Annotated in this window: 3 protein-coding genes, 1 tRNA gene and 3 pseudogenes; 5 read left to right on the top strand and 2 right to left on the bottom strand. The window is 69.8% G+C overall.

The annotated features are described in order from the left end of the window. Positions 1-140: 140 nt before the first annotated feature. On the top strand, positions 141-2219 hold the full coding sequence (locus tag AB0M52_RS21935; protein WP_363956605.1) for an ISAzo13 family transposase: 2079 nt from the start codon (positions 141-143) through the stop codon (positions 2217-2219). A 3-nt stretch (positions 2220-2222) separates the two neighbouring features. Then, positions 2223-2681 (top strand): annotated as a pseudogene (locus AB0M52_RS21940) (transposase); the annotation flags it as partial. A gap of 18 nt (positions 2682-2699) precedes the next feature. On the opposite strand, the pseudogene AB0M52_RS21945 reads toward AB0M52_RS21940, so the two are convergent. Together AB0M52_RS21945 and AB0M52_RS21950 are read right to left on the bottom strand one after the other, a co-directional pair. Continuing rightward, positions 2700-5011: pseudogene (locus AB0M52_RS21945) on the bottom strand (hypothetical protein). Between the two features lie 1018 nt (positions 5012-6029). After that, positions 6030-6113 (bottom strand) — tRNA-Leu (locus AB0M52_RS21950). A gap of 215 nt (positions 6114-6328) precedes the next feature. Between AB0M52_RS21950 and AB0M52_RS21955 the strand changes: the two genes are divergently transcribed. The 3 genes and pseudogenes from AB0M52_RS21955 to AB0M52_RS21965 all read left to right on the top strand — a co-directional run. After that, on the top strand, positions 6329-8755 hold the full coding sequence (locus AB0M52_RS21955; protein WP_363956603.1) for a tetratricopeptide repeat protein: 2427 nt from the start codon (positions 6329-6331) through the stop codon (positions 8753-8755). A gap of 213 nt (positions 8756-8968) precedes the next feature. Beyond that, entirely contained in the window at positions 8969-11584 is a 2616-nt protein-coding gene (locus AB0M52_RS21960) for a fibronectin type III domain-containing protein (protein ID WP_363956608.1), read from the top strand. 24 nt (positions 11585-11608) lie between these two features. Then, positions 11609-11834, top strand: a pseudogene (locus AB0M52_RS21965) (ATPase); the annotation flags it as partial.

An 11834-nucleotide genomic window follows, 5' to 3' on the forward strand; every position in this document is an offset into this window, starting at 1 on the left:
GGTGGAGACGGTCTGGCCGCGCACAATCGTGCAGACGTGTGTGGTGCATCGAAGCCGTCAAGAAACAACGTGTCGCTTCCTACCGGTGTCCTTGTTGGACTATCGCGGTGATTCTGGATGGTTTGCGTACTCAGCTCGCGGTGCGGCTTGACGCGTTGTTGCCTCATTTGAATGAGCGGCAGCGGCGGTTGCTGCTCGGGGTCGAGGCCCGGCTGCTCGGTCACGGCGGGATCCGGGTGGTGGCCCAGGTCGCCGGGGTTAGCGAGACCACGGTCCGTCGGGGTGTATCCGAACTGGAGGGCGGCGCCGAACCGATGCCGGTTGGGCGGGTCCGTCGGGTCGGCGGGGGCCGCAGCCGCGCCGAGGAGCGTGACCCGGGGCTGGTGCCGGCGTTGCTCGGGCTGGTTGAGCCGGACGAGCGGGGTGACCCGTGCTCCCCGTTGCGCTGGACGACGAAGTCGCTGCGTCATCTGGCCGCCGAACTGGGCCGGCAGGGCCGGACGGTCTCGGCGATGACGGTCGGGCGACTGTTGAAGGCCAACGGGTTCAGCCTGCAGGGCACCGCCAAGACCCTGGAAGGTGATCAGCACCCCGACCGGGACGCCCAGTTCCGTTATCTCAACGACCAGGTCAAAGACCATCAGGCTGCCGGGCAGCCGGTGATCAGCGTGGACGCGAAGAAGAAGGAACAGGTGGGGCTGCTGCCGATGGCCGGGCGGGAGTGGCGGCCGTCCGGACAGCCGATCCGAGTCGAAGACCACAGCTTCTTCGCCGGCCCACGAGTGGACACGGTCATTCCTTACGGCATCTACGACATGACCAGGAACACCGGCTGGGTCAACGTGGGACTCGACCACGACACGGCCGCGTTCGCGGTCGCATCGATCCGGGCCTGGTGGCACGCCAGAGGCCGACTGGACCACCCGCAGGCCACACGCCTGCTGATCACCGCGGACGCCGGGGGGTCGAACAGCTACCGCTACCGGCTCTGGAAGGCCGAACTGGCCGCGTTCGCCGCCGAAGCGGGCCTAACGGTCACGGTCTGCCACTTCCCGCCGGGCACCTCCAAATGGAACAAGATCGAACACCGTCTGTTCTCCCACATCACGACCAACTGGCGAGGCCGTCCGCTGACCAGCCACGAGGTCGTCCTCAACACGATCGCCGCAACCACGACCCGGACCGGGCTGCGGGTCGAGGCCGTCCTCGACCACGGCACCTACCCGACCGGGGTCGCCGTTAGCCGCGACCAGTTGCAGGCCCTGCCAATCACCCCGCACGCCGAGCACGGCCAGTGGAACTACAGCATCGCCCCGACCGGCGCCAGCACCACGCCGCCGTGCGCCGACCAGCGCACCGCGGCCCGCACCCAAGCCCTGCAGATGCTCGCAGACCCACGGCTGACCGGCATGAGCACCGCTGAGCTGGACGCGCTGCAGGCTCGGCTGGCGCCGGCCCAGGCAGCCCGCAGCGAACAGCACCGCTACGTACTGCGCGGTGGCCGGCGCGTCGCCACCACCGGCCGCAGCCGATCGCTGCTCCGCGACGCAGACGAGGTCCTGCTCACCGTCCTCTACCTGCGGCAGGTCTGCCCGCAGAAAGTGCTCTGTGACCTGCTCGGAATCAACCCCGTCACGATTGGCCAGGCCATCAAGGCCACCCGGCACCTCATCGACGAACAGAAGATCAACATCACCCCGACCGTCGTACGCTACTTCACCCGCGCCGAGGACCTACGCGCCTGGATCACCAACGCCGGACCGGCCACCCATCCGCCCACGCTGCCGGCCCGCCACCCCCTGACCGACCCGCAACTGACCGGCATGAACCGCGAAGCGCTGCATGCACTGCTCCAACAGTTGATCGTTCCCTACGCCGCCGCGATCGAAGAACGCCGCCACCGCCAACGCGGCGGTGACCGGCGCCTGGGCACCCGCGCCGGGGTCTTCCGACAAAAGATCACCGACAGCGACCGGATCCTCGCCACGATTCTCTACCGGCGCCGAGTCTGCAGCCTCAACACCCTCGCCGAACTGTTCGACGTCTGCCGCAGCACCCTCTGGAACGCCATCAACGACGTCCTGCCCATCCTCGACGACCGCCGCATCACCATCGCCCCCGCGCAACATCGGTACGACACCTCCGTCGACCTACTTGCCTCCGTCGAGCAGCCCTCGACAGGAACCCACGAGGCGGGAAACCAGCAGGTTGTTTCTTGACGGCTTCATCTGCTGCGCAACTCGTTCCGATACGCCGCCCGGCAGGACTGGGACAAGATCGCCAAAGCGCTGCGGCCGGTCTACACCGCACCGACCGAGGACGCCGCCACCGAGCGGTTCCTCGAGTTCGCCGAGGCGTGGGGCCGTAAGTATCCGGCGATCGTGAAGCTGTGGGAGAACGCCTGGGCGGAGTTCGTACCGTTCCTCGCCTTCGACGTCGAGATCCGCAAGGTCATCTGCTCCACGAACGCGATCGAGTCGGTCAACGCCCGTATCCGCAAGGCCGTGCGAGCTCGTGGCCACTTCCCGAACGAGCAAGCCGCGCTCAAGTGCGTCTACATGGCCTTGATGAGCCTCGACCCGACCGGCGCGGGCCGCCGGCGCTGGACCATGCGCTGGAAGGCACCTCTGAACGCCTTCCAGATCGCCTTCGAAGGCCGGCTCACCCCGGCCAACCACTGACCACCTCAACAACCAAGATCAGCCGTTAACTTGACACTCCCCCGCCGCGAGGGCAATCGGGGCGTTGTCGACCAGATAGACGAAAACACCCTTCCAGCGAGGAGCCAGTTGGCTTACCAAGAGGTCCCGGGACGCGCCGTCCGTAAGGTACGCGTCGATGAACGAGGCGTCGGTTCCGGCGCGCACGACGAGTTTGTCGAGTGCGGTGTCGAGCCGCTCGGGGTGCGCGGGCAGGTAGTAGTCGAAGACCTCGATGTTGAAGACGCTCTCACCGTCGAGGAAACGGGCGCCCATCTCCGTCTCGACCGCGTCGATGGAGGCAGGCTCGTCGAACCGGAAGCGGTGGTCTGCACGGTCGGTCTGAACGCAGTGGAGGATGAAGTTCATCGCGCTGACGCTGATAGCGACGCCATGGTAATCCGAGCAGTACAGAGTGAAGTTCTGGTCAATGTGGCCCTTGGCGAGGAGGTCGTGGGCCAAGGACGACACAAGGCCCGTGACGATGCCGTCCAGGTTGCGGTCGACGCCGTTGGTGGGCATGACCAGGTCCGTCCTGGCCATGAGCTGCGCCATCGTGGCTTTCGCGACGAAGTCCTTGTTCGCCAACGCGGCCCGGGAGGCGCGCTGGAGACGTGCGACATCGGCTTCGACGGCGTCATCCAGCGCAGCGGCTCCATCCCCCACCAGCGCGATCACGTCATCGAACGACAGGTCCACACCTGGGTATCCAGGATGGGCGAAATGCAACCCTTGACGGGTCGCGTGCAGCGACCTCCAGAAGTCGCCGGACGTAAGGTCCGAAAGCGCGTGCTCCTTCGACTGGAAGTACAGGACAGTCCTACGACTCACACGCCCCGTCGCCCGATAAAGAACGGGCAATACCTGTTGGAGCCGTTCGCCGGCGGCCTTCGCGTGCTTGTCCCACAGGGCGTTCGACGCGACCCGGTCAAGTGCATCCTTGCTGACCGCGGCCTGGTGGACCGTCTGATACGTGACCATGTCGCGGAAAGCCCGGTAAGCCTCGTCGATCTTGCTCGTGCCGAGCCGGATGGCCTCGAAGTCCTCCAGATGCAGGTTCTTGTAGACCATCATCGCGAACAGCCGGTCCGCGGTGAGGCCCTTGAGGCCCTTCTCTCCCAGGACCGAGGCACGGTAGATCTCGAACTCGTTGCGGATGTTGCGGATCAGGCGCATGTCGGTCAGATGCCCACCGACCAGGTTCATCAAGGCAGTCGAAGGTCGCTCATCCGATTCGGCGAACTCCGCCGCCAACAGGTCCCGCGCCGAACGGTGCGTGATGAACGGAACATCGGAACCACCAGATCGAAAAACTTCGTCCTGTTCGCCGACGGGGCGGATTCCAGAGCTGACGCACGACGCGCTGACGCCCCGGCATCGGCTTCCGCGTCCGGGGCGGCATCGACTCTGAGTTGCTCGAAGATGCTGTCGCGGACCGCGTACACGAACCGAACCGGCCGCGACTTGACCTGCTCGGAGTTGTTCAAGACGGTGTTCAGCTCGCGCAGCGTCTCGAAGATGTGAGGATCCCTGAACCGGTCCAGGTCCTCAAAGATCGCGACCTGGGTCTTCGTCCTCTGGAAGAAGTAGACGATCTCGTCGAGGTACTCATCGAAGTACGAGTTCTCCTTCGCACTCAGCGTGACGGCTGCTCCGCCCGCGGAGACGCTCTCCACCCGCACCCGGCTGCGCAGAGCACGCCAACCCAGGAAACAGATCACGCCCAGGAACACGCCGAGCCCACCGACGATGGCCCACGGCACCCAGCCACGACTGGTGACCAGGGCCTGGGGCCCCATCTTCTCCACCCGATTCACCAGCCCGGACAGAACCGCGATCACGAAGAACACCACCGCGACCGCGGCACCCCCGAACGCCGCCGGCCAACGCCTGAACGAGTCGATGCGGAAGTACCTCGACCCCGGCATGTCCGCCGGCGCCTTCCGATAGAGCAGCTGCTTGACGATCTCCTTCTGAATCAGGTTCGTCAGTGGCGGGAGCGTCCCGTCCTGCAGGATGCGCCCCCGATTCGTGCCGTCGATGCCCAGGCTCGACAGCGACAGATTTACCCAGTTGATCTTCCGCTCGTCCAGACCCGCCTGGACGCCGAGGATGACACTGCTCTTTCCGCTGCCGTAGTGCCCCGCGAGCGCGATGTTCGTCGCGGCGCTCGCAGACCCGTCGGCCAGGACCTCGGTGAGGACCGCTGCGTGCCGCCCATGCAGTTCCTCCTGGTACGTGGGTCCGAGACTCCGAAGGACCGGCACGTCGGGCCGTGATGCGAACTTTCGGAACGGCCATACTCGCGACATGGACGAAATCCTACGAACATGGTCCGACTTGTTCGCGGCATAGACAGTGCAGTCGCATTGCCAGGACGCCGTCGGGACTGCGGGTCGCTCGGCCCCGCCGAAGCTCTGCAAGGCTGACGACGAGCGCCCAGGAGGATGGCGGACGCCGGGCCAGTGTGCCCTGGGTGAGTGGCGCGAGACCCGACGGGCAGCCGAACCTGATCTCCTCTGTTCTGCTTCACGGGCAGAGGTCAGATGCCCGAACTCCGGAGTGCCCCCACCAGCAACCGTCCCCACCGATGCTGCCGCACGAGCCCGACCCACAGGTCACGTCCCCGCGCACTACCCGAAAGCACCCCCGGCAGGGAAGATCCACAACAGCGACCACGGTGGACGTCGGCGGAAGCCCACGGGCCGGCATTCCGGCCAAGATCCGGACCGCGCGACCCGGAACGACACCGGCCAGCACAAACCGGGCCCGAACCCACCGGACAGCACGCAGACATCGGAGCACCAACGGAGCACCAAGCTCCCACATCATGGGAGCTTGCGGCATATTCCGGGAAACAATCAAGGCCGCAACCAACGTTTCTGCTAGTCACAGCCTTGATCGGATTGCGCGCCCGAAGGGGCTCGAACCCCTAACCTTCTGATCCGTAGTCAGATGTCCGGCTTACCCACATCTGTTCGAATCCAGCAGTTGCGCACGCCCCATCGAAGGATCACAACCCGGCCTGCCTTATCCACGCCGTAGGGCAATGCTGTGCTCAGAGGTGACCTGCCGAACAACGCGGTCACTGTCATCAGGGCAGGGTGTTCTGCGTCCCCTGCCTAAAAGTCGAACCTGCGCGAGCCGAACCGCTTGGATCGATACGAGCCTCGACGTTTGCGACCGAAGCGCAGGCCGGGCTGTGCCAACCGACGGCCAGCCGAATGGCGGCAAAGCCTACACCCGCCGGACGCGCTCGCTGCCGCTCCGCCAGGAGGCTGTAGTATCAGCGCATGCGCACTCAAAGTGCGCACCGATGCGGAAAACTTGTGTCCGAGGGGGGACTTGAACCCCCACGCCCTATACGGGCACTAGCACCTCAAGCTAGCGCGTCTGCCATTCCGCCACCCGGACTTGCTCTGTCCAGCCTACCGCGCCGGCCTCGGTGGTCCACCACCCGCAGGCCGCCCGGCGGGCCGCACGGGGAGTTACTGTACACGCCGCAGGTGGATCATGCACATCGGCATTCGAGGCACGTCCAGGCCAGCTCGACCGGGGCTTCGGGGCGGCCCGTCACGGCCCGTGGGTCGGGTAGCGTCGGGGTGCCCGTACCCGGCAGCATGAGCCACGTGCCCCATGCCTCTCCCCTGGCCGTCGCCCAGCAGCGGGCTCTCGCGCTGCGCGGGGCGGGTAACCTCACCGCCGCCCGTGACCTGCTGACCGACGCGGTCGAGTCCGCCCGGCCGCCGTTCGGCAAGGATCATCCGGACGTGCTGAGCACCGCGCATCTGCTGGCCCGGCTGCACCGGGAGGCGGATGACCCGAGCGCTGCCCGCCGGGTGCTGGAGGAGGCGTTCGCCGCTGGGGAACGCCGGTGGCCCCACGGCGACCCGCTGATGCTGGCCTTGTCCTTCGAGCTCGGCTCCGTCGCCGACGAACTGGGTAACCGCCACGAGGCCCGTCGCAACTACACCCGCGTCGCCGCCGCCGGCCCCGCCGTGCTCGGCGCCGACCACCCGGCCGTACGCACGGCACGGGAGTATCTCGGCGATGCCGCTCCCGCCCCGCAGCCGCCGGTCCCCCCTGTCCCCCAGCCGGAGCCGGCGCGCCAGTCGCATCATGGGGCGCTGGTCGAGCCCACCGTGTCGCTGGCCGTGCTGTCGACCGCCTGGCAGCCGCACGACGCCTCCACGGCAGCCGCCCGCCTACCGGTACCCCCGGTTTCCGATGCGCCAGGCGTTCCCCCTGCTCCGGACGTGCCGCCAGCGCCCGCCGCACCGACCGCGCCGGCCACCCGGGCGGTGCCGCCCGCTCCGGCCACGCCGCCCGTGCCGAATACCCTGGCGGTGCCGCCGGCTCCGGCTATGCCGCCCGCTCCGCCCGTGCCGATCACCCCGGCGGGGCCGCCGCCTCCGGCTATGCCGCCCGCTCCGCCCGTGCCGATCACCCCGGCGGGGCCGCCGGCTCCCGCTATGCCGCCCGTGCTGCCGGCCCCGGCGGTGGGGCCGCCGCCCCCGAGCGCACCGCCAACTTCCTCGATGATTCCGCCGCCTCCGGCGGTGCCGCCGGCCCGGACGGCATTCCACGACCAGCCCGCTCCGCTGGGAGCGTCGGCCGCGCAGGTGCCGCCTGCCCCAGCAGTGCCACCCGCCCCTGTGGCCCAGCCGACCGCCGGGGGCTCGGTCACGCCGTCCGCCGCCCCGCCCTACGGGACGCCGTCGGCCGCCCGGCAGTGGAGCTCCGACGAGGAGACCGGAGTACTGGCGGTACCGCCTGCCGCCGCCGGGCCGGCAGCGGGTGTTGACGGACCCCCATCGCCGGCGCATCCCGAGTGGGCTCGGCCGACGATCCGGGTTCAGCAGATCGGTCCGCTGCTGGCGGAGGAGGCGGCCCGCGCCGGCCGCCTCCCCCAGGCCACGACTCCGGTCGCCGACGCAGCACCCCCGGTCAGCGGACCCCCAGTAAGCGGCCCGCCAGTAAGCAGCCCCCCGGTCAGTGGGCCTCCGGTCAGTGGGCCTCCGATCGGCGCACCACTGGCCGGTGGATCACTGGTTGGCGGTTCGCCGGTCAGTGGGCCGCCGGCCTTTACCCCGGTCAGCGCGCCGCCGGTGGCCGGGCAGCCGGTCAGCGCACCACCCGGCTACGCGCCAGGCAGCGGACTGCACGGGTATGGACCGGTCAGCGCGGCACCTGCGGTCGGACCGACCAGTGCTCCACCTGGATACGGCGCAGTCGGCGGGCCACCCTGGCCCGGCCCGACCAGTGGATCCCCCCATCACGAGCCGGTCAGCGGCCCGCCCTCGGCCGGCCCAATCAGCGGGCCTGGTCACTACAGCCCGGTCAGCGGTCCGCACTACCACAGCCCGCAGCAGCATGGTCCGGACCACAGCCCGCAACAGCACGGTCCGATCGGCGGTGTGCACCCGCACGGATCACCTCAGCAGGTGTCGTCCGGACCGTCGGCCTACCCGTCAACTCCGTCCCACGGCGGGGCGCTGGCGCCGTACGCCCCGCAGGTTCCGGCTCCGCCGGCCTGGGGCCAACCTGCGGTCGTGCCGCCTCGGCCGGTGGTGGCCGTGCCGTACCAGGGGCCGCTGGTGATGCCGGCGGTGGAGCCGGAGCGGGGTCGTAGCCGGGCGGCGATCGTGGTGGCGGTCGTCGCGGTGGTGGTCGCCCTCGCCGCGGTGGTCGGGGTGGGGGTGTTGATTCTCGATCGGCGGGCCGCGCCGCCGGCGACGACGTCGGAATCGCCGGCGCCGGCGGAGTCCGATCCGCCGCCCGGGGAGCTGAAGCTGCGTGACGATTCGGCCACGATCACGTTGACCTGGACCGATCCGTCGGACGGGTTGGTGCCGTTCATGGTGGCCGGTGGGCGGGCCGGGCAGCCGTTGGGGGTGCTGGCCACGGTGGACCCGGGGCAGACGAGCTACACGGTGAACGGGTTGAACTCCCGGGTGGACTACTGCTTCGCCGTGCTGGCCGTCTACGGCACCGACAGGTTCGCCACGTCGAGTCAGGTGTGCACGTCGCGGGAGGTCACCAGCACCCCGAACTGACCGACCCGACTCCCGGCCGACCTGCACCATCCTCGGCCGACAGTCGTGGCGGGACACGCCGACGACACGCCACGCTGGGTGTCCACAGGCGGACGGTGCGGGTTCCCGGGGTCCGTTGCGTGACCATATGATGGCTCCCGGCTCAGGGGAGGGGTCGCCGCGTCGGCGCGCCACCTGCCAGGACGACACGAGAGGCAGCCGGCTGTGGCGAGCATCGACGAGGCCGTTCCGACCCGCACCGCCCGCTCCCGGTCCCGGGTACGCGGCGGGCTGGTCACCGTGGGTACGGTGCTGGCGCTGCTGGCGGCGATGGGCCTGACCGTGCTCGGCCTGGGTTCGGCGGACAACGCGGTGGCCAGCTACGACGCGAGTTCGTGGTTGTGGAGCGCGGCGCGCAGCGAGCTGGCCCGGGTCAACGGGATGACCGCGCGGGTGGACACCCGGATGGAGGTGCCCGCGGCGCGGCGGCATCCGATGCAGGTGGTGCAGACGGACCGGTTGCTGGTGCTGCGGGACCTGCACACGGGTCAGATCAGCGCGCTGGACCTGGCCACGTTGCAGATCACCGCGACCACGCCGACGACTCCCGGGCTGGGGGTGAGCGTGGCGTTGCACGAGGACGCGGCGTTCGTGGTGGACGCGGTGCAGGGTGTGGTGCGGCAGTTGGACCCGCGGTCGCTGATGCCGGTGGGTGAGCCGGTGCGTTACCCGCCGGGGATCACCGGCGGCGCGTTCGACGGCAAGGGCCGGTTGTGGGTCGCGGTGCCGGCGGAGGGCACGGTCTCCGCGATCACCCCGGCCGCGTTGCCGTCGGCGCCCGTGGAGGGCTCGCAGGTGAGTCCGAAGCAGGTGGAGACGCACGACGTGGCCGAGCCGAGCCACGAGTTGGTGGTCTCCACGCTGGACGACGGGGTGGCGGTGCTGGACCGTACGGCCGGGGCGCTGGTCACCGTGGTGCGGGGCACCACGCGGCGTACGGCGTTGGCGGAGACGTTGACCGGGCCGGGCATCATGCCGGTGCGCACCAGCGGGTCGGTGGTGCCGGTGACGGTGGCCGGGCAGCGGCAGGTGCATGTGATCGCCGACGGTGGCCAGGTGCACTCGTTCACGGTGCCGGGTGACGGCGACCGGCTCAGTCCGGCGGTGGCGTGGGCCGGGCGGTTCTACTGCGCGGACGAGGCGGCGGGCGTGGTGTACGCGTTCGACGCGACCGGGCAGCTGGTGGACACGATCCGGGGCAAGTGGGGCGGGCCGCTGGAGCTGGAGGTGCGGGAGAACCACCTGTTCATCAACGCGCCGGATGCGGCGACCGCGCGGGTGGTCGACGACCGGCACCAGGTGCGGGAGGTCGACAAGTACGCCAACGACGTGCTCGGTGGTGACCCGCCGCCGGATCCCCCGCCGCCGCCTCCGCCGCCGAAGAAGCCGGAGGCGAGCAAGCCGGGCGCGCCGCGCAGCGTGACCGCGGCGGCGGGCAACGCGCAGGCGCGGGTGAGCTGGCGGCCGGCGGCGGCCAACGGTGCGGAGATCATCAGGTACGTGGTGGAGGGTGCCGGGCAGCGGCTGGAGGTCGGTGCGAACCAGCGGTCGGTGGAGGTCACGGAGCTGACCAACGGCGAGACGTACAGGTTTTCCGTGCACGCGGTCAACGCCAAGGGCGCGGGCCCGGCGCGGAGCAGCAACCCGGTGACGCCGACGGCGGAGGTGCCGGACGCGCCGGCCAGCGTCACCGCGGAGGCGCGGCCGGACGGCACGGTGGCGGTGAGCTGGCCGGAGGCGAACGGCCAGGGCAACAAGATCGCCCGGTACGCGGTGACGGCCACCTCGGCGGGTACGAACGCCCCGGCCGGGGAGTCGACCGGCACCGAGCTGGTCATCAAGGCGGGCGAGCTGGAGTACGGCACGCAGTACGCGTTCACGGTGGTGTCGGTCAACGACAAGGGTGCGGCGTCGGAGGCGTCTCCGGTGAGCAACACGGTGGTGCCGTTCGCGGTGCCCGGGGAGCCGCTGGAGCTGCGGGCGAGCACGGTGGCCGACCAGCCGGGGACGGTGGCGGTGCAGTGGTCCCCGGCGGAGGCCAACGGCCGGCCGGTGACTGGGTACGTGGTGGACGTGGGTGGCCGGCGCAGCGAGGTGACCGACACCCAGACGACCGTGAGCGGCCTGGGAGACGGGCAGAACGTCACGGTGCGGGTCCTGGCGGTCAACGAGGCCGGTGAGGGTCCGGAGGCGACCACGACGGCGCGGACGGTGGCCCCGCCGCGGGTGACGGTCACCGGTTCGTCGGCGACCGCGACGGCGGCGACGGTGACGTTCACCGTGGACGCCGGGGGCGGGCAGGCCACCTGCACGTTGAGCCGGCCGGGTCAGCCGGCGAAGAGCGGCCCGTGTTCGAGCATCACGATGAGCGGGTTGACGCCGGGCACCAGCTACACGTTCACGGTGACGGCGACCAACGCCGCGGGTCCGGGCACGGCGACGAGGGCACAGCCGACCGACGCGCTGTACGGCATCGCCACCTGTGTCAACGGCAGTGCCTCGGATCAGCGCACCTATTGCGACCGGGAGGTGCCGGGCGAGCGCAACGGCAACGAGGTCTTCTCGGTGACCCGGCAGGACAACAACCGGCAGGTCGGCTGGGCCAGCCCGGGCACCCGGCTCAAGGCGTACTGCAAGCAGCGGGGCGAAGAGGTGTACGCCTACGTCTACAACAACGACAAGCGCAGCACCTGGTGGGTGCAGGTCGAGTACAGCGGGAAGAACTACATCCCCTGGGCCTGGCTCAACCTGGAGGGCGGGGACGACATCAACGTCCTGCCCACCTGCTGATCCACCCCAGCGAGGAGCACCACCGTGAACAGCCAGGAACCGCTCACCCAACAGGAGGTGCAGGGCTTCGCCGCCCTCGCCGCCCGGCTGGCCGAGAACATCAACGCGGTGGTGCTCGGCAAGCCGCAGGTGGTCCGGCTGGCGCTGACCGCGTTGTTCGCCCAGGGGCACGTCCTGCTGGAGGACGTGCCCGGGGTGGGCAAGACGACCCTGGCCCGGGCGATCGCGGCGACGGTGCAGGGGCAGTGGC

The organism is Micromonospora sp. NPDC051296, assembly GCF_040682255.1.
Lineage (GTDB): Bacteria > Actinomycetota > Actinomycetes > Mycobacteriales > Micromonosporaceae > Micromonospora > Micromonospora craterilacus.